This is a genomic window from Streptomyces sp. NPDC044106, from assembly GCF_056433985.1.
Genome location: NZ_JBWKFZ010000027.1, coordinates 77,241 through 96,677 on the forward strand (window position 1 = coordinate 77,241; position 19,437 = coordinate 96,677).

16 protein-coding genes are annotated in these 19,437 nt (G+C 69.8%); 12 read left to right on the forward strand and 4 right to left on the reverse strand.

Going from position 1 to position 19,437, the window contains the following annotated elements; all coding sequences use genetic code 11:
• Nucleotides 1–57 precede the first annotated feature (57 nt).
• Nucleotides 58–2,598: a RelA/SpoT family protein gene (locus AC07DI_RS34535; RefSeq protein WP_384262149.1), complete on the forward strand. Its 2,541-nt coding sequence runs from the start codon at nt 58–60 to the stop codon at nt 2,596–2,598.
• Nucleotides 2,599–2,674: 76 nt separating this feature from the next.
• Here AC07DI_RS34535 and AC07DI_RS34540 read toward each other — a convergent pair whose 3' ends face one another.
• Nucleotides 2,675–3,907 carry a DUF349 domain-containing protein gene (locus AC07DI_RS34540; protein ID WP_478908595.1) on the reverse strand — a complete coding sequence of 411 codons (1,233 nt, stop codon included), beginning with the start codon at nt 3,905–3,907 and terminating at the stop codon, nt 2,675–2,677.
• A gap of 134 nt (nt 3,908–4,041) precedes the next feature.
• Complete coding sequence (locus AC07DI_RS34545; protein WP_478908597.1) at nt 4,042–4,866, reverse strand: peptidylprolyl isomerase; 825 nt, start codon at nt 4,864–4,866, stop codon at nt 4,042–4,044.
• 167 nt (nt 4,867–5,033) lie between these two features.
• Here AC07DI_RS34545 and AC07DI_RS34550 point away from each other — a divergent pair, with 167 nt between their 5' ends.
• Nucleotides 5,034–5,756: an MBL fold metallo-hydrolase gene (locus tag AC07DI_RS34550; protein WP_478908599.1), complete on the forward strand. Its 723-nt coding sequence runs from the start codon at nt 5,034–5,036 to the stop codon at nt 5,754–5,756.
• Between the two features lie 11 nt (nt 5,757–5,767).
• Complete coding sequence (hisS, locus tag AC07DI_RS34555) at nt 5,768–7,033, forward strand: histidine--tRNA ligase (RefSeq protein ID WP_478908601.1); 1,266 nt, start codon at nt 5,768–5,770, stop codon at nt 7,031–7,033.
• A gap of 70 nt (nt 7,034–7,103) precedes the next feature.
• On the opposite strand, the gene AC07DI_RS34560 is transcribed toward hisS, so the two are convergent.
• Both AC07DI_RS34560 and AC07DI_RS34565 read right to left on the reverse strand, forming a co-directional pair.
• Nucleotides 7,104–7,727, reverse strand: a complete 624-nt coding sequence (locus AC07DI_RS34560) for a response regulator (protein ID WP_478908603.1) — start codon at nt 7,725–7,727, stop codon at nt 7,104–7,106.
• Complete coding sequence (locus AC07DI_RS34565) at nt 7,724–8,932, reverse strand: sensor histidine kinase (protein WP_478908605.1); 1,209 nt, start codon at nt 8,930–8,932, stop codon at nt 7,724–7,726. The genes AC07DI_RS34560 and AC07DI_RS34565 overlap by 4 nt, the downstream gene beginning before the upstream one ends.
• Before the next feature lie 148 nt (nt 8,933–9,080).
• Here AC07DI_RS34565 and AC07DI_RS34570 point away from each other — a divergent pair, with 148 nt between their 5' ends.
• From AC07DI_RS34570 to AC07DI_RS34610, 9 genes are all read left to right on the forward strand, one after another.
• On the forward strand, nt 9,081–9,710 hold the full coding sequence (locus AC07DI_RS34570) for a vitamin K epoxide reductase family protein (protein ID WP_478908607.1): 630 nt from the start codon (nt 9,081–9,083) through the stop codon (nt 9,708–9,710).
• A gap of 47 nt (nt 9,711–9,757) precedes the next feature.
• A complete protein-coding gene (locus AC07DI_RS34575; RefSeq protein WP_478908609.1) occupies nt 9,758–11,119 on the forward strand; it encodes a replication-associated recombination protein A in 1,362 nt (453 codons plus the stop codon).
• 374 nt (nt 11,120–11,493) lie between these two features.
• Entirely contained in the window at nt 11,494–12,108 is a 615-nt protein-coding gene (rpsD, locus tag AC07DI_RS34580; RefSeq protein ID WP_055563995.1) for a 30S ribosomal protein S4, read from the forward strand.
• Between the two features lie 413 nt (nt 12,109–12,521).
• Nucleotides 12,522–12,980: a DUF948 domain-containing protein gene (locus AC07DI_RS34585; protein ID WP_384263685.1), complete on the forward strand. Its 459-nt coding sequence runs from the start codon at nt 12,522–12,524 to the stop codon at nt 12,978–12,980.
• A gap of 7 nt (nt 12,981–12,987) precedes the next feature.
• Nucleotides 12,988–13,320 carry a DUF6167 family protein gene (locus AC07DI_RS34590; protein WP_384263682.1) on the forward strand — a complete coding sequence of 111 codons (333 nt, stop codon included), beginning with the start codon at nt 12,988–12,990 and terminating at the stop codon, nt 13,318–13,320.
• Nucleotides 13,320–15,989, forward strand: a complete 2,670-nt coding sequence (gene alaS / locus AC07DI_RS34595; protein ID WP_478908612.1) for an alanine--tRNA ligase — start codon at nt 13,320–13,322, stop codon at nt 15,987–15,989. Before AC07DI_RS34590 ends, alaS begins: the two co-directional genes overlap by 1 nt.
• Before the next feature lie 20 nt (nt 15,990–16,009).
• Entirely contained in the window at nt 16,010–16,474 is a 465-nt protein-coding gene (ruvX, locus tag AC07DI_RS34600; protein WP_384263691.1) for a Holliday junction resolvase RuvX, read from the forward strand.
• 124 nt (nt 16,475–16,598) lie between these two features.
• Nucleotides 16,599–18,347 carry an endolytic transglycosylase MltG gene (gene mltG, locus AC07DI_RS34605; protein WP_478908614.1) on the forward strand — a complete coding sequence of 583 codons (1,749 nt, stop codon included), beginning with the start codon at nt 16,599–16,601 and terminating at the stop codon, nt 18,345–18,347.
• Entirely contained in the window at nt 18,344–19,174 is an 831-nt protein-coding gene (locus AC07DI_RS34610) for a shikimate dehydrogenase (protein WP_478908616.1), read from the forward strand. Before mltG ends, AC07DI_RS34610 begins: the two co-directional genes overlap by 4 nt.
• The last annotated feature ends 263 nt before the right edge of the window (nt 19,175–19,437 follow it).

The window sequence follows — 19,437 nt, forward strand, 5'->3', positions numbered from 1 at the left end:
TACCATGGGTTCTTCGGGGCCTGTCCGGGGGACCCCGATCGCGCACAGGGAGCGCTCTTGCCAGACGAGTCCCAGCCACTCACCGCCGCCAAGGCCGCCCAGAAGGCCCAGCAGGCCTCGGCGGGCTCCGCCGCGCCCGTGAAGAAGGCAGAAGGCGCGCAGGGCGGCACGTCCGCGCAGCGCGCCCAGGGAGGGGCCTCCCGGGGCGACAAACCGGCCGAGCAGCCCCGCCCGAAGCCGCCCGCGGACCACCACCCGACGGCTCCCGCGATCCGGCCCGCCACGGGCCAGCCCTCGCGTTCCGGCTCCTCCAACCGCGTACGGGCCCGCCTCGCCCGCCTCGGCGTGCAGCGCTCGAACCCGTACAACCCGGTCCTGGAGCCCCTGCTGCGGATAGTGCGCAGCAACGACCCCAAGATCGAGACGGCGACGCTGCGCCAGATCGAGCGGGCCTACCAGGTCGCCGAGCGCTGGCACCGCGGGCAGAAGCGCAAGAGTGGCGACCCGTACATCACGCACCCGCTCGCCGTGACGACGATCCTCGCCGAGCTGGGCATGGACCCGGCCACCCTGATGGCGGGGCTCCTGCACGACACCGTCGAGGACACCGAGTACGGCCTGGACACCCTCAAGCGCGACTTCGGCGACCAGGTCGCGCTGCTCGTCGACGGCGTCACCAAGCTGGACAAGGTCAAGTTCGGCGAGGCCGCGCAGGCCGAGACCGTGCGCAAGATGGTCGTCGCCATGGCCAAGGACCCCCGCGTCCTGGTCATCAAGCTCGCCGACCGCCTGCACAACATGCGCACCATGCGGTACCTCAAGCGCGAGAAGCAGGAGAAGAAGGCGCGCGAGACCCTGGAGATCTACGCGCCGCTCGCCCACCGCCTGGGCATGAACACCATCAAGTGGGAGCTGGAGGACCTCGCCTTCGCGATCCTCTATCCCAAGATGTACGACGAGATCGTGCGCCTGGTCGCCGAGCGCGCCCCCAAGCGCGACGAGTACCTCGCCATAGTGACCGACGAGGTCCAGGCCGACCTGCGGGCCGCCCGCATCAAGGCCACCGTCACCGGACGCCCGAAGCACTACTACAGCGTCTACCAGAAGATGATCGTCCGGGGCCGTGACTTCGCGGAGATCTACGACCTGGTGGGGATTCGTGTACTTGTCGACACGGTCCGCGACTGCTACGCCGCCCTCGGCACCGTCCACGCGCGATGGAACCCGGTCCCCGGCCGGTTCAAGGACTACATCGCGATGCCCAAGTTCAACATGTACCAGTCGCTGCACACGACGGTCATCGGGCCCAACGGCAAGCCCGTCGAGCTCCAGATCCGCACCTTCGACATGCACCGCCGCGCCGAGTACGGCATCGCCGCGCACTGGAAGTACAAGCAGGAGGCCGTGGCCGGCGCCTCCAAGGTGCGCAGCGACGTACCGAAGAAGACCGGCGGCAAGGACGACCACCTCAACGACATGGCGTGGCTGCGCCAGTTGCTCGACTGGCAGAAGGAGACCGAGGACCCCAGCGAGTTCCTCGAATCGCTGCGCTTCGACCTCTCGCGCAACGAGGTCTTCGTGTTCACGCCGAAGGGCGACGTCATAGCGCTTCCGGCGGGCGCCACCCCCGTCGACTTCTCGTACGCGGTGCACACCGAGGTCGGCCACCGCACCATAGGGGCGCGGGTCAACGGCCGTCTCGTACCGCTCGAATCGACCCTGGACAACGGCGACCTGGTGGAGGTCTTCACCTCCAAGGCCGCGGGCGCGGGCCCGTCCCGTGACTGGCTCGGCTTCGTCAAGTCGCCGCGGGCGCGCAACAAGATCCGCGCCTGGTTCTCCAAGGAGCGCCGCGACGAAGCCATCGAGCAGGGCAAGGACGCCATCGCGCGCGCCATGCGCAAGCAGAACCTGCCGATCCAGCGCATCCTGACCGGCGACTCCCTCGTCACGCTCGCCCACGAGATGCGCTACCCCGACATCTCCTCGCTCTACGCGGCGATCGGCGAGGGCCACGTCACCGCACAGTCCGTCGTGCAGAAGCTCGTTCAGGCGCTCGGCGGCGAGGAGGCGGCCAACGAGGACATCGCCGAGAGCGCGCCGCCCTCGCGCGGACGCAGCAAGCGGCGGTCCAACGCGGACCCGGGCGTCGTCGTCAAGGGCGTCGAGGACGTGTGGGTCAAGCTGGCCCGCTGCTGCACGCCCGTTCCCGGCGACCCCATCATCGGGTTCGTCACGCGGGGCAGCGGCGTATCGGTTCACCGCAGTGACTGCGTGAACGTGGACTCGCTCTCGCGCGAACCGGAGCGCATCCTGGAGGTCGAGTGGGCTCCCACCCAGTCCTCGGTCTTCCTCGTCGCCATCCAGGTCGAGGCCCTGGACCGCTCGCGTCTCCTCTCCGACGTCACGCGCATCCTCTCGGACCAGCACGTGAACATCCTGTCGGCGGCCGTGCAGACCTCGCGCGACCGCGTCGCCACCTCCCGCTTCACCTTCGAGATGGGCGACCCCAAGCACCTGGGGCACGTGCTCAAGGCGGTCAGGGGAGTGGAGGGCGTGTACGACGTGTACCGCGTGACGTCGACGCGGCGGCCGTAGGAGAGACGCCGGCACCATGCGAAGGGGCTCCCGTACGCCAACGTACGGGAGCCCCTTCGCGCGATCGGTACGTGGCTCAGCCGCCGAACTCGTGCAGACCCTTCAGCGCCTGGTCCAGCAGCGCCTGGCGGCCGTCGAGCTCCTTCTGGAGCTTGTCGGCCTTGGCGTGGTTGCCCGCCGCACGCGCCTTCTCGATCTGGCCGACCAGCTTGTCGACGGCGGCCTGCAACTGACCGGTCAGGCCTTCGGCCCGAGCCCGTGCCTCCGGGTTCGTCCGGCGCCACTCGGCCTCCTCGGACTCCTGCAGCGCCCGCTCCACGGCGTGCATCCGGCCCTCGACCTTCGGGCGGGCGTCACGCGGGACGTGGCCGATGGCCTCCCAGCGCTCGTTGATGGAGCGGAACGCGGCACGGGCCGCCTTCAGGTCCGTCACCGGGACGAGCTTCTCGGCCTCGTCGGCCAGCTCCTCCTTCAGCTTGAGGTTCTCGCCCTGCTCGGCGTCGCGCTCGGCGAAGACCGAGCTGCGCGCGGCGAAGAAGACGTCCTGGGCGCCGCGGAAGCGGTTCCACAGGTCGTCCTCGTGCTCACGCTGGGCGCGGCCCGCCGCCTTCCAGTCGGCCATCAGGTCGCGGTAGCGCGCGGCGGTCGGGCCCCAGTCCGTCGAGCTCGACAGCGCCTCGGCCTCGGCGACCAGCTTCTCCTTGGTCTTGCGGGCCTCCTCGCGCTGGGCGTCGAGCGACGCGAAGTGCGCCTTGCGCCGCTTGGAGAACGCCGAGCGGGCGTGCGAGAAGCGGTGCCACAGCTCGTCGTCCGACTTGCGGTCCAGGCGCGGCAGCCCCTTCCAGGTGTCCACCAGGGCCCGCAGCCGCTCACCGGCGGCCCGCCACTGCTCGCTCTGGGCCAGCTCCTCGGCCTCGGTGACCAGGGCCTCCTTGGCGTGCCGCGCCTCGTCGGACTGCTTGGCCTTCTGGACCTTGCGCTCCTCGCGGCGCGACTCGACGCTCTCCACGAGCTTGTCGAGCCGCTTGCCCAGGGCCTCCAGATCGCCGACGGCATGCGCCTCGTCCACCTGCTGACGCAGGTGCTCGACGGCGGTCATGGCGTCCTTGGCGGACAGGTCGGTCGTCTTCACCCGGCGCTCGAGAAGTCCGATCTCGACGACCAGACCGTCGTACTTGCGCTCGAAGTAGGCGAGGGCCTCATCAGGAGATCCTGCCTGCCACGAACCGACCACTCGCTCGCCGCCGTCGGCCGTACGCACGTACACGGTCCCCGTCTCGTCGACGCGGCCCCACGGGTCGCTGCTCACAGCGCCTCCTCCACATGATGCCTGCGCAGGGCCTCGGAGCCCCCGGCATCGTCCACAGTTTCGTCACCGCCAACATAGGCGACCGGCGGGGCGGCTGTCCGCACCCCGCGCGTCCGAAGTTTGCCCACCGGGGCTCAGGATTTCGTGATGGTGGCCTTGTCGATGACGACCGTCGCGTTCGGAGCGCCGTTGCCCCGACCGCTGCTCTCGCCGGCGGCGGCGATCTTCTTGAGAACCTTCATCCCGGAATCGGAAATGGTCCCGAACGGTGTGTAGTCGGGCGGCAGCTGACTGTCCTGGTAGACGAGGAAGAACTGGCTGCCACCGCTGTCGCGGCCCTGCTTCTTCTGCGCGTTGTACTTGTTCGCCATGGCGACCGTGCCCGCCGGATACACGTTCCCCTTCAGCCGCTCGTCCTTGAGGTTCTCGTCGGGGATCGAGTAGCCGGGGCCGCCCTCGCCGGTGCCCTTCGGGTCGCCGCACTGCAGGACGTAGAGGCCGCCGGAGGTGAGGCGGTGGCACTTGGTGTGGTCGAGGTAGCCCTTCTTCACCAGGAAGTCGAAGGAGTTGACGGTGTGCGGGGCCTTCGCCGCGTCGAGGTCGAGGTCGATGTCGCCGCACGTCGTCTTCAGGTGCATCGCGTAGTCGGCGGACCTGTCGATGGTGAGCGCCGGCTCCTTCTTGAAGCTCAGGGGCTTGACCTTGCCGGGCGCCGCCTTCGCGCACGGGTCCTTCGGCGTGCTGCTGGGCCGCGCGGCCGCGTCGTCCTTCGTCGATCCGCCGCCGTCGAAGGCGCCCGCCGCGTACGACACCGCGCCAGCCGCCACGACCACCGCGAGCGCCCCCGCGAGCACCGCGTTACGCATCCGGGCCCTGCGCCGCGTGGCCTCGCGCCGCTCCTGCTGGCGCGCGAACTTCTCCCGGGCGAGCTGCCGCCGCCGCTGCTCGTTGCTGACCACCGGGTCTCTCCCCTTTTCCCCTGGGACCCATTCCGGGCCGCTTGAATGTGCCCCGTACCGTATATGGGTTAGCTGTGGAATCGGCAGCGCCGGTAGGCTCTGATCTGCCGCGTTGTCCCGCCGGAAACCGCGGCCATCCGCCGTCGGACGACGAATGAAGGACGATCGTGCTCATTGCCGGGTTCCCCGCCGGGGCCTGGGGCACCAACTGCTATGTGGTCGCCCCCGCCGCAGGCGAGGAGTGCGTGATCATCGACCCGGGCCACCAGGCCGTCCAGGGAGTCGAGGACGCACTCGCGAAGCATCGGCTCAAGCCCGTCGCGGTCATCCTCACCCACGGCCACATCGACCATGTCGCCTCGGTCGTCCCGGTCTGCGGAGCGCACGACGTGCCCGCGTGGATCCACCCCTGCGACCGGTACATGATGAGCGACCCCGAGAAGGCCCTCGGCCGCTCCATCGGGATGCCGCTGATGGGCGAGCTGACGGTAGGGGAACCTGACGACCTGCGGGAGCTGTCCGACGGGGCCGCCCTGAAGCTGGCGGGCCTCGACTTCTCCGTCGCGCACGCGCCGGGCCATACGAAGGGGTCGGTGACCTTCCGGATGCCCGAGACGGCCGAGATCCCCTCAGTCTTCTTCTCGGGCGATCTGCTCTTCGCCGGCTCCATCGGACGCACCGACCTGCCCGGCGGCAGCCACCCCGAGATCCTCGATTCGCTGGGCCGCGTGTGCCTGCCGCTCGACGACTCGACCGTGGTGCTGTCCGGCCACGGCCCCCAGACGACCATCGGCCAGGAGCGCGCCACCAACCCGTATCTGCGGCAGGTGGCCGCGGCCTCCCAGGGCCACAGCGCGGACCAGACGTCCGCGCCGCGACGAGGAATGTGACGAGAAAACCCGTGAGCACCTTCAAGGCCCCCAAGGGCACGTACGACCTGCTTCCGCCGGACTCCGCGAAGTTCCTCGCGGTGCGCGAGGCGATCGCCGCGCCGCTGCGCGACTCCGGATACGGCTACATCGAGACGCCAGGTTTTGAAAGCGTCGAGCTGTTCGCGCGCGGTGTCGGTGAGTCCACCGACATCGTCACCAAGGAGATGTACGCCTTCACCACCAAGGGCGGCGACCAGCTCGCGCTGCGCCCCGAAGGCACCGCCTCCGTGCTGCGCGCCGCCCTCGAGGGCAACCTCCACAAGGCAGGCAACCTCCCCGTCAAGCTCTGGTACTCGGGCTCGTACTACCGCTACGAGCGCCCCCAGAAGGGCCGCTACAGGCACTTCTCCCAGGTCGGCGCCGAGGCGATCGGCGCCGAGGACCCGGCGCTCGACGCCGAGCTGATCATCCTGGCCGACCAGGCGTACCGCGCCCTCGGCCTGCGGAACTTCCGCATCCTGCTCAACTCGCTCGGCGACAAGGAGTGCCGTCCCGTCTACCGGGCCGCGCTGCAGGACTTCCTGCGCGGGCTCGACCTGGACGAGGAGACACGTCGGCGTATCGACATCAACCCGCTGCGCGTCCTCGACGACAAGCGGGCCGACGTCCAGAAGCAGCTGGTGGGCGCCCCCTCGCTGCGCGACTACCTGTGCGACGCGTGCAAGACGTACCACGAGCAGGTCCGTGAGCTGATCACGGCGGCGGGCGTCGCCTTCGAGGACGACGAGAAGCTGGTCCGCGGCCTGGACTACTACACCCGCACGACCTTCGAGTTCGTCCACGACGGCCTCGGCTCGCAGTCCGCGGTGGGCGGTGGCGGCCGCTACGACGGCCTGTCCGAGATGATCGGCGGCCCCTCGCTGCCCTCGGTCGGCTGGGCGCTCGGCGTCGACCGTACGGTGCTGGCCCTGGAGGCGGAGGGCGTCGAGCTCGAACTGCCCGCGGCCACCAGCGTGTTCGCGGTACCGCTCGGCGACGAGGCGCGCCGGATCCTCTTCGCCAAGGTGACGGAGCTGCGCAAGGCCGGGGTCGCCGCCGACTTCTCGTACGGCGGGAAGGGGCTCAAGGGCGCGATGAAGAACGCGAACCGCAGCGGCGCGCGCTTCACCGTGGTCGCCGGTGAGCGTGACCTCGCCGAGGGCGTCGTCCAGCTCAAGGACATGGAGTCCGGGGAGCAGGAGGCGGTCGCGGTGGACGAGATCGTGCCGGCCCTGAAGGCGAAGCTCGGCGGCTGAAGCCTCTCCGGCGCTTGAGGAGCGGGGTCCGGGGCAGAGCCCCGGGCCCTCGCCCCTCAGCAGAGGTCCCTCAGTCCAGCAGGCCGAGGCGCAGAGCGCTCGTCACCGCCGCGGTCCTGTCGTCGACCCCCAACTTCCGGAAGATCCGCAGCAGGTGCGTCTTCACCGTCGACTCGGCGACGAACAGACGCCGCCCGATCTCCGCGTTCGTACGGCCCTCGGCGACGTGCCGGAGCACCGCCGTCTCGCGCGCCGTCAACCGGGGCCGCTCGGGACGGGTCCGCAGCTGGTCCATGAGCCGGGTGGCCACGGACGGCGCGAGGACCGTCTCGCCCCGCGCGGCGGCCCGTACCGCGTCGGCCAGTTCACCGCGGGCCAGGTCCTTGAGCAGATAGCCGGCCGCGCCCGCCTCGACGGCGCGCAGGATGTCGCGGTCGGTCTCGTACGTCGTGAGCACGATGACCCGGCACGACAGCTCCGCGGCCGCCATCCGCTCGACCGATTCGACGCCGGCCCCACCGGGCATGCGCAGGTCCATCAGGACGATGTCGGGCCGCAGTTCGGCCGCCAGGGCCTCCGCGTGCGGGCCGCTCGACGCCTCCGCGACGACAACGAGGTCCGCCTCGGCGCTCAGCATGGCGCACAACCCCTCGCGTACGACGGGATGGTCGTCGGCGATCACGATGCGGATCACGCGGAGTTCCTCTCGGGAGAGGGGAGCAGGACGGTGACGGTGGCGCCCTCGCCGGGGCCGCTCACCACGTCGGCGGTGCCGCCGACCTCGGCGGCCCGCGCCCGCAGCCCGCGCAGGCCGTACCCGTGGCAGGGTGCGCGGGGATCGAACCCGCGCCCGTCGTCACGCACCGAAAGCCGGAGCGAGCGGTCGTCGTACGTCAGGGTGACAGCGGCCGAGGCATCGGGGCCCGCATGCTTGCGTACGTTGGCGAGGGCTTCCTGGCAGGAGCGCAGGGCGACCACCTCCAGGCCGGGCGGCAGCGGCCGTACGTCGCCGTCGACGGTGACGTACGCCTCGTGGCGGGCGGCGAGGCGGCGCAGGGCGTCCGGCAGCGGGCCGCTGTCCAGATCGGCCGGGCCGCCACCGGCGACCAGGGCCCGCGCCTCGTCGAGGCTCTGCCGTGCGGTGGCCTCCATCAGTCCGAGGTGGCGGCGGGCCGCGGGCACGTCCCGCGCCAGTTCCGCGTCGACGGCCTGTACGAGCATCAGGACGCTGGTGAAGCCCTGCGCGAGGGTGTCGTGGATCTCCCGTGACATCCGCTCTCGCTCGGCCAGCGCGCCGCGCTCGGCAGAGAGCCGGACGACCTCCTCGCGGCTGGCCTCCAACTGGGCGATGAGCCGGGCCCGTTCGGTGCTCTGCTCGATGACCCGCAGGGTCCAGACACCGACGGCCACCGAGAAGACGAGGGTGACCGTCGCGAACACCGAGTTGTAGAAGACGTCCTGCGCCGTCGGTCGCCACAGCACCGCCCAGCCCGCCACCGGCACGATGTTCAGAACGACGACCGCGACCAGCGCGGGGCGCGTGCGCAGCGCGATGAAGCACATCGGGATGAGCGCGAAGGTCATCAGACGGGTCTCCCCGACCAGCACTCCCGGCGGCAGGAAGAGCAGGATCGTGCCGGTGACGTACCTCCGGGCCCGTCGTTCGTCGGCGCCCTCGCTGATCAGGACCGGCCGGCCGAAGACGACGTACCAGGGGACGAGCAGCAGAAGCGGCACGGCGGCGGCGAGACGGACGGGCCATCCCGGGGAGGCGGTGCCGAGAACGAACACCAGCGTGGCCAGCCACACCACGGTGAAATACGCATCCCAGAGCCGGAAGGTCCGGTTCCATACGTGGGAGTCGCCCACGTCGGACGGCTCGTACGCGTGCGCTGTCATGCCGTAGAGACTGCCGCCGGACTGAAGGCTTCGGGACCCCCATATGTGCCTCCTTACGTCCATCGAACGGTGGACACCCGCGTGGGTGCGGCACAATGTCCCTGCCCGCGGCCACCACAAGCGACGGAACGGCGTGATGAGCAAAACGATGTCAGCGAAGGACGACGCCCTGAACGACCTGGACCGCGCGGACGCTCCGCGTGGCGTCGGTGGCAGCCGCGCGCTCGCCCTGCTTCTGGTGGTCACCGGCGCGGCCGGTCTGCTCGCCTCCTGGATCATCACGCTCGACAAGTTCGAGCTCCTGAAGGACCCGAACTTCCAGCCGGGCTGCAGCATCAACCCCGTCGTCGCCTGCGGCAGCATCATGAAGAGCGAGCAGGCGGAGGCGTTCGGCTTCCCGAACCCCATGATCGGCCTGGTCGCCTACGGCATCGTGATCTGCGTCGGCATGAGCCTGCTCGGCGGTGCCCGCTTCCCGCGCTGGTACTGGCTCACGTTCAACGCGGGCGCGCTCTTCGGCGTCGGGTTCTGCACCTGGCTGATGATCCAGTCGCTCTACCACATCAACGCGCTCTGCCTCTGGTGCTGCCTGGCCTGGGTCGCCACGCTCCTGATCTTCTGGTACGTCACGTCCTTCAACATCCGCCACGGTTTCCTGCCCGCGCCGGGCTGGACCAGGAGCTTCCTCGCCGACTTCACCTGGGCCCTTCCCGTCATGCACATCGGCGTCATCGCCATGCTGATCCTCACGCGCTGGGGCGCCGACCTCTGGGCCTGACCACGGGGCCGATGGGATTGTCAGTGGCGTGACATAGGGTTCTTCACGTGGAGCCCGACCTGTTCACCGCCGCAGCCGAAGACCGCCAGGAGAAGGACCCGTCCAGCAGCCCCCTGGCCGTCCGGATGCGCCCGCGCACCCTCGACGAAGTCGTCGGCCAGCAGCATCTGCTGAAGCCGGGCTCGCCCCTGCGCCGGCTGGTCGGCGAGGGCGAGGGAGGCCCCGCGGGGCCTTCGTCGGTGTTCCTGTGGGGCCCGCCCGGCATCGGCAAGACCACCCTCGCGTATGTCGTCTCCAAAGCCACGAACAAGCGCTTCGTCGAGCTCTCCGCGATCACCGCGGGAGTGAAGGAAGTGCGCGCCGTCATCGACGGGGCCCGCAGGGCCATGGGCGGCCACGGCAAGGAGACCGTCCTCTTCCTCGACGAGATCCACCGCTTCAGCAAGGCCCAGCAGGACTCCCTGCTGCCCGCGGTCGAGAACCGCTGGGTGACGTTGATCGCGGCGACCACCGAGAACCCGTACTTCTCGATCATCTCCCCGCTGCTCTCCCGCTCCCTGCTGCTCACCCTCGAACCGCTCACCGACGACGACCTGAGCGCGCTGCTGCGCCGGGCGCTCACCGACGAGCGGGGCCTCGGCGGCGCGGTTGAGCTGCCCGCGGAGGGCGAGGAGCACCTGCTGCGCATCGCGGGCGGCGACGCCCGGCGCGCGCTCACCGCCCTTGAGGCGGGCGCGGGATCGGCGCTCGCCAAGGGTGAGAAGGAGATCACCCTCCAGACCCTGGAGGAGTCGGTCGACCGCGCCGCGGTGAAGTACGACCGCGACGGCGATCAGCACTACGACGTGGCCAGTGCCCTCATCAAGTCCATCCGCGGCTCGGACGTCGACGCGGCCCTGCACTACCTGGCCCGCATGATCGAGGCCGGTGAGGACCCGCGCTTCATCGCCCGGCGCCTGATGATCTCCGCCAGCGAGGACATCGGCCTCGCCGACCCGACCGCCCTGCCCACCGCGGTCGCCGCGGCCCAGGCCGTCGCCATGATCGGCTTCCCCGAGGCCGCGCTCACCCTCAGCCACGCCACGATCGCCCTCGCCCTGGCCCCGAAGTCGAACGCGGCGACGATCGCCATCCAGCAGGCCCAGGCCGACGTCCGCGGCGGCCTCGCCGGACCCGTCCCGCCCCACCTGCGCGACGGCCACTACAAGGGCGCGGCCAAGCTCGGCCACGCCCAGGGGTATGTGTATCCGCACGACGTCCCGGGTGGCATCGCCGCCCAGCAGTACGCCCCGGACACCATCGAGGGCAAGCGGTACTACCAGCCCACGAGGTACGGCGCCGAGGCGCGGTACGCCGACGTGGTCGAGCGGGTCCGCGCCCGCCTCAAGGGCGAGCAGCCCGAGAGCTGAGCGGCCCCTGAGCGGCCCAGGGCGAGGCACCCCGCCATACCCGGTACACTTGTCCGCAGTGCTGCGTCCCGTGACCGGTCTCGTACCGGCGCCACCAGAACGGGACATCCAGCCGGAACCCCACCGCCGCGAGGCACCGGGGATCCAGGAGCGTCGCGCACCGTCGAAGGTGTCGCGGGCAGCCCACCACCATCTCGTACTCCGGGAATCGGTCGGTGGGCCACTCGCGTGCTGCACATTGTGCCCAGACCAGGGAGCGGCTGCCTTGCGGACCACGGCTCACGGGCCGTGCTCACGAGGTTTCCCAGGCTGCGGATGCGACCTCCCCTAACCACTGGTGAAGCCGAATTCACAATGAACAGAGAGGTTGGTTCATGCCGAACCAGTCCCGCCCCAAGGTCAAGAAGTCGCGTGCCCTCGGCATCGCGCTGACCCCGAAGGCCGTCAAGTACTTCGAGGCCCGCCCCTACCCGCCGGGCGAGCACGGCCGTGGGCGCAAGCAGAACTCGGACTACAAGGTCCGTCTGCTCGAGAAGCAGCGGCTGCGCGCGCAGTACGACCTCTCCGAGCGTCAGCTCGTCCGTGCCTACGAGCGTGCGTCCAAGACGCAGCTCAAGACCGGTGAGGCCCTGGTCATCGAGCTGGAGCGTCGTCTCGACGCCCTGGTTCTGCGTTCGGGCATCGCCCGCACGATCTACCAGGCCCGCCAGATGGTCGTGCACGGCCACATCGAGGTCAACGGCGGCAAGGTCGACAAGCCGTCGTACCGCGTCCGTCCCGACGACGTCGTGATGGTCCGCGAGCGCAGCCGTGAGAAGCCGCTGTTCCAGGTCGCACGCGAGGGTGGCTTCGCCCCCGACGGCGAGACCCCGCGCTACCTCCAGGTGAACCTGAAGGCCCTGGCCTTCCGTCTGGACCGCGACCCGAACCGCAAGGAGATCCCCGTGATCTGCGACGAGCAGCTCGTCGTCGAGTACTACGCCCGCTGACCCGGACGTAGCTCACCCTGCTTCAGCCCGTCGCCTCCCCGCCCTTACCGGCGGGGCAGGCGGCGGGTTCGGTCGTTTCCGGGGCCCGCGCGCAGCGCGGTCTCCAGGGGTCTGCGCCGGGTGGAACGCCCGGACTCCAACACCTCGGCCGGCTCGGCGAGTTCGGTGCCGCGCCCGACGAAGGCGTTCAGCCCAGGGGCAGATTGCCCGACGGAAATGATCCCATGGGTACGGAGCGTGCTCCGACGTATGCGTTCCGTGCAATCACTTCGGACAACTCCTGTGGCGGCGAAGGGGAATGCGGTACGGAGTGGCGCCCTGGGCGCGATAGGGTCGGAGGACGACTTTTTCGATGTTCGAGTCCGAAGTCCGGGACGAGATTCCTGCGGACGAGATTCAGGGAGCGGTGCCAAGTGTCCGGTGGAGAGGTTGCCGGGATCCTGGTGGCCGTCTTCTGGGCGATCCTGGTCTCCTTCCTCGCGGTGGCACTGGCGAGGCTGGCCCAGACGCTCAGGGCGACCACCAAGCTGGTCGCGGACGTGACCGAGCAGGCGGTCCCCCTCCTGGCGGACGCCTCCACCGCGGTGCGCTCCGCGCAGACCCAGATCGACCGGGTCGACGCCATCGCCTCCGACGTCCAGGAGGTCACGTCGAACGCGTCGGCGCTGTCCACGACGGTCGCCTCGACCTTCGGCGGTCCCCTCGTGAAGGTGGCCGCGTTCGGCTACGGCGTGCGCCGGGCGATCGGCCGCAAGTCCGGCCCCGAAGCGGGCGACATGCCCACCAAGCCCTCCCGTCGTACGGTGATCGTGGGTCGCACCGTCCCGTCCGCGCGGCGGGCGAAGCGGGCCAACCGGAGTAAGAGGGACTGACGCAGCGATGTTCCGCCGTACGTTCTGGTTCACCGCGGGCGCAGCCGCCGGCGTATGGGCCACCACCAAGGTCAACCGCAAGCTCAAGCAGCTGACCCCCGAGAGCCTCGCCGCGCAGGCCGCGAACAAGGCGATCGAGACGGGGCACCGCCTCAAGGATTTCGCGCTCGACATCCGCGACGGCATGGCCGAGCGCGAGGCGGAGCTGGACGAGGCGCTGGGTCTGCGGAACCACCCCGACGCCGAACTGCCCCCGGTGCGGCGCTTCGCGGTCATCGAGAGCCACAGCAGCTACAAGAACGACATGAAGACGCAGTACAACCGGAATGAGGACCACTGATGGAGTCGGCTGAAATCCGCCGCCGCTGGCTGAGCTTCTTCGAGGAGCGCGGGCACACCGTCGTCCCTTCGGCGTCGCTCATCGCGGACGACCCGACTCTGCTGCTCGTTCCCGCCGGCATGGTGCCGTTCAAGCCCTACTTCCTGGGTGAGGTCAAGCCGCCCGCCCCGCGCGTCACCAGCGTGCAGAAGTGCGTGCGCACGCCCGACATCGAAGAGGTCGGCAAGACCACGCGGCACGGCACGTTCTTCCAGATGTGCGGCAACTTCTCCTTCGGCGACTACTTCAAGGAGGGCGCCATCACGCTCTCCTGGGAGCTGCTGACCAGCCCGGTCGACAAGGGCGGCTTCGGCCTCGACCCCGAGCGGCTGTGGATCACGGTCTACCTCGACGACGACGAGGCCGAGCAGATCTGGCGCGAGAAGGTCGGCGTCCCGGCCGAGCGCATCCAGCGGCTGGGCAAGAAGGACAACTTCTGGTCCATGGGCGTGCCGGGACCCTGCGGCCCGTGCTCCGAGATCAACTACGACCGCGGTCCCGAGTTCGGCGAGGAGGGCGGCCCCGCCGTCAACGACGAGCGCTACGTGGAGATCTGGAACCTGGTCTTCATGCAGTACGAGCGCGGCGCGGGCGACGGCAAGGAGGACTTCCCGATCCTCGGCGAGCTGCCGTCGAAGAACATCGACACGGGTCTCGGCCTCGAACGTCTCGCCATGATCCTGCAGGGCGTACAGAACATGTACGAGACGGACACCCTGCGCGTCGTCATGGACAAGGCCACCGAGCTGACCGGCGTGCGCTACGGCGCCGAGCACGGCTCGGACGTCTCCCTGCGCGTCGTCGCCGACCACATCCGTACGTCGACGATGCTCATCGGCGACGGCGTCACGCCCGGCAACGAGGGCCGCGGGTACGTCCTGCGCCGCATCATGCGCCGCGCCATCCGCAACATGCGTCTGATGGGCGCCACCGGACCGGTCGTCAAGGACCTCGTCGACGTCGTGATCGACACGATGGGCCTGCAGTACCCGGAGCTCGTCACCGACCGCAAGCGCATCGAGACCGTCGCGCTCGCCGAAGAGGCCGCCTTCCTCAAGGCACTCAAGGGCGGCACGAACATCCTCGACACCGCCGTCACCGAGACCAAGGCCGCAGGCGGCAAGGTCCTCTCCGGTGACAAGGCGTTCCTGCTGCACGACACGTGGGGCTTCCCCATCGACCTCACCCTGGAGATGGCCGCCGAGCAGGGCCTGACCGTGGACGAGGACGGTTTCCGCCGTCTGATGAAGGAGCAGCGGGAGCGCGCCAAGGCCGACGCCAAGGCCAAGAAGACCGGCCACGCCGACCTGCACGCCTACCGCGAGATCGCCGACGCCTCCGGCGCCACCGACTTCACCGGCTACTCCCTCACGGAGAACGAGGCACAGATCGTCGGCCTCCTCGTCAACGGCGTCCCCTCGCCCGCGGCCACCGAGGGCGACGACGTCGAGATCGTCCTGGACCGCACCCCGTTCTACGCCGAGGGCGGCGGCCAGATCGGCGACACCGGACGCATCCGCCTGGACAGCGGTGCGATCGTCGAGATCCGCGACGTGCAGAAGCCGGTCCCCGGTGTGCACGTCCACAAGGGCGTCGTGCAGGTCGGCGAGATCACGGTCGGCGCCCCGGTGTGGGCCTCGATCGACGCCCACCGCCGCCGCGCCATCGCCCGCGCCCACTCCGCGACGCACCTCACGCACCAGGCGCTGCGCGACGCGCTCGGCCCGACGGCCGCACAGGCCGGTTCCGAGAACCAGCCCGGCCGCTTCCGCTTCGACTTCGGTTCGCCGTCCGCCGTGCCCACGGCCGTGATGACGGACGTGGAGCAGAAGATCAACGAGGTCCTCGCCCACGAGCTGGACGTGCAGGCCGAGGTCATGTCGATCGACGAGGCGAAGAAGCAGGGCGCCATCGCCGAGTTCGGCGAGAAGTACGGCGAGCGCGTGCGCGTCGTCACCATCGGCGACTTCTCCAAGGAGCTGTGCGGCGGTACGCACGTCCACAACACCGCCCAGCTCGGTCTGGTCAAGCTGCTCGGCGAGTCCTCCATCGGCTCCGGTGTGCGCCGCATCGAGGCGCTGGTCGGCGTGGACGCGTACAACTTCCTCGCCAAGGAGCACACGGTCGTCGCCCAGCTCCAGGAGCTGGTCAAGGGCCGCTCCGAGGAGCTGCCCGAGAAGATCTCCGGCATGCTCGCCAAGCTGAAGGACGCCGAGAAGGAGATCGAGAAGTTCCGCGCGGAGAAGGTCCTCCAGGCCGCCGCCGGTCTCGTCGAGTCCGCCAAGGACGTCCGCGGTGTAGCCCTCGTCACCGGTCAGGTGCCGGACGGCACCGGCGCCGACGACCTGCGCAAGCTGGTCCTCGACGTGCGCGGCCGCATCCAGGGCGACCGCCCGGCCGTCGTGGCCCTCTTCGCCGTGGGCAACGGCCGTCCACTGACGGTCATCGCCACCAACGAAGCGGCGCGTGAGCGCGGCCTCAAGGCCGGTGACCTGGTCCGCACCGCCGCCAAGACGCTCGGCGGCGGTGGCGGCGGCAAGCCGGACGTCGCCCAGGGCGGCGGCCAGAACGCGGCCGCCGTGCCGGACGCCATCGCCGCGGTCGAGCGCCTCGTCACCGAGACGGCCTGATGGCCGAGGCTGCTGAGGGCATGCGCCGGGGCCGACGCCTCGCGATCGACGTCGGGGACGCCCGGATCGGGGTCGCCTCGTGCGACCCCGACGGGATCCTCGCCACGCCGGTGGAGACGGTGCCCGGACGTGACGTCCCGGCCGCGCAGCGTCGGCTCAAGCAGCTCGTCGAGGAGTACGAGCCGATCGAGATCGTCGTCGGCCTCCCTCGCTCCCTCAACGGGGGCGAGGGCCCGGCGGCTGCCAAGATCCGCCTGTTCACCCAGGACCTCGCCCGCATGGTCGCCCCCATTTCGGTGAGGCTGGTGGACGAGAGGATGACCACAGTGACGGCCAGTCAGGGCCTGCGCGCCTCGGGCGTGAAGTCCAAAAAGGGCAGATCTGTTATCGATCAGGCTGCTGCGGTCATCATTCTCCAACAGGCTCTGGAGTCCGAACGGGCGTCAGGCAAAGCTCCCGGCGAGGGCGTCGAAGTGGTCATCTGATCGCGATACGGTAACGTTCCGCGCGATGCGGCGGTGTTCGAACAGCTGCCGCACAGCATCAAGAGGCGGAACGGTTGCCCGGCCATCCCGACGGCGGCCCCGCCTCGCGGCATGTAGGGGATCGATGACTGAGTATGGCCGGGGCCCAGGCTCCGAACCGTGGCATCCGGAGGACCCGTTGTACGGGGACAGCGGATGGGGAGGACAGGCGCCCGCGAGCGGCACGTCCACCTACGGCGGCCAGGGGCAGTACCACCCGGAGCAGCCGCATCAGCATCAGCAGCCGCACCAGTCCCAGTACGGGGGAGACTGGAGCACCGGTCAGCAGCAGTCCTACGGCGGCCAGCAGCAGTACAACGGTGAGCCCGGCCAGGCGTACAACGGGAACCCCGGGCAGCAGTACCACGGTGGCCCGGGCCAGGAGTACGCCGGGAGCCCCGGCCAGGGGTACGGCGGCGGGCCCGACCACGGCCATCAGGGTGACTGGGGCGCCGGCCAGCAGGGGCAGGTCCCCTACGGCGGTGATCCGATGGACCCCTACGGCGGCCAGGAGGCCGGGTACGGCGCTGAGAGCCACGACTACTACTCGACCCCCGATGCCTACGCCCCGCCGGAGCCGCCGGCCCGCCGTGTCACGGTGCCCGAGCCCGGTTCCGAGAAGACCGACTGGGATCCCGGACCCGACCAGGGCGAACACGCGTTCTTCGCGGGTGGCGGGGACGACGACGAGCACGACGAGGATGCCGGGCGGCCCGGTGGCCGCGGTGACCGGCGCGGCGGCCGGGGCGGCAAGAAGGGCAAGAAGCGCCGCAGCGGCTGCGCCTGCCTGGTCGTCACGGTGGTCTTCGCCGGTGGCCTCGGCGGGGTCGGCTACTTCGGCTACCAGTTCTATCAGGATCGTTTCGGCACGGCGCCGGACTACGCGGGCGAGGGTTCCGGGTCGGTCACCGTCGACATTCCCAACGACGCCGGCGGCTATGTGATCGGGCAGAAGCTCAAGGCTGCCGGTGTCGTCAGAAGCGTCGACGCCTTCGTCTCCGCCCAGGGCAAGCATCCGAAGGGCCAGTCCATTCAGCCGGGCGTCTATGCCCTCAAGAAGCACATGTCCGCGGTGAGCGCCGTCGAATTGATGCTCAGCCCCAAGAGCCGCAACAACCTCATCATTCCCGAGGGCAGGCGGAACGCGTGGGTCTACCAACAGATCGACACGCGCCTGAAACTGGCGAAGGGCACCACCGAAAAGGTCGCCAAGAAGGACTGGCAGAGCCTCGGACTTCCTTCCTGGGCGAATACCAACAAGGACATCAAGGACCCGTTGGAGGGATTCCTCTACCCCTCCAGCTATCCCGTCGCCAAGGGCCAGAAGCCCGAGGACGTCCTCAAGAAGATGGTCGCCCAGGCCGGCGAGAAGTACGACGAACTCGGCCTCCAGGCGAAGGCCAAGGAGCTGCACCTGAAGGACCCGTTGCAGGTCCTCACCGTGGCGAGCCTCGTCCAGGCCGAAGGCAAGTACAAGCACGACTTCGAGAAGGTCGCCACCGTCGTCTACAACCGCCTGAAGCTCAACAACACCGAAACGTACGGTCTGTTGGACTTCGACTCGACGGTGAACTACCTCCGTGGCGAGTCGAAGCTCGGGACCGGGACGGTCGACGCGCTCCGCAGGATCGACGACCCGTACAACACCTACAAGATCAAGGGCCTGCCGCCCGGGCCGATCGGAAACCCGGGTGAAGTCGCGCTGAAGTCGGCGCTGCATCCCGCCAAGGGCAATTGGTACTACTTCGTCTCCGTCAGCGAGGACAAGACGCTCTTCGCCGAGACCAACGAAGAGCAGAACCGGAACCGCGACAAATACCTGAAGGGGCAATGAGCGCGCAGAAGCGACGAGCCGCAGTTCTCGGCTCCCCGATCGCCCATTCCCTCTCCCCGGTGCTGCATCGCGCGGCATATGAGGAGCTGGGGCTGAGTGACTGGTCCTACGACCGTTTCGAGATCGATGAGGCGGCGCTGCCCGCATTTATCGGTGAGCTCGGCCCGGAATGGGCCGGACTTTCGCTGACGATGCCGTTGAAGCGGGCGATCATTCCGCTGCTCGACGAGATCAGCGGGACGGCCGCGTCCGTCGAGGCCGTCAATACGGTGGTGTTCACGGAGGACGGCCGCAAGGTCGGCGACAACACCGATGTCCCCGGCATGGTCGCCGCCCTGCGCGAACACGGCATCGAGCAGGTCGAGTCCGCCGCGATCCTGGGCGCCGGCGCCACCGCGTCGTCGGCGCTCGCCGCCCTGGCGCGGATCTGCACGGGCGAGGTCGTCGCGTACGTACGCAGTGACGCCCGCGCCACCGAGATGAGGCAGTGGGGCGAACGGCTCGAAGTGGACGTGCGGACCGAGCCCTGGGAGGACGCGCGCGAGGCGCTGAGCTCGCCGCTGGTGATCGCCACGACCCCGGCGGGCACCACGGACGTCCTTTCGCCCCTCGTACCCGAGCGCCCTGCCACCCTCTTCGACGTGCTGTACGACCCGTGGCCCACCGCTCTCGCGGCCCGCTGGTCGGCGTACGGCGGAGCGGTCGTCAGCGGACTCGACCTGCTCGTGCACCAGGCGGTGCTCCAGGTCGAGCAGATGACGGGACGCGCTCCCGCGCCGCTTGCCGCGATGCGCAAGGCCGGGGAGCACGCGCTCGCCGCACGGTAGGCCCGTGGTCGTGCCCGGCCCGCGCCCCGGTCGCGCCGTGGTCGAGGCCCGTCCGCCAGATGGACCGGACGCGGGTTCCCGTCCCGGGACATGGGAGGATCAGGGTGGCGGGCCAGGGCCGCGCACCCGGCCGCGCCGTCGAAGACCGCAGTTCGAGGCGCGAGCATGAGGAGCATCCGTTGAGCAGGTTGCGTTGGCTGACCGCGGGGGAGTCGCACGGACCCGCGCTTGTCGCGACGTTGGAGGGGCTTCCCGCCGGCGTG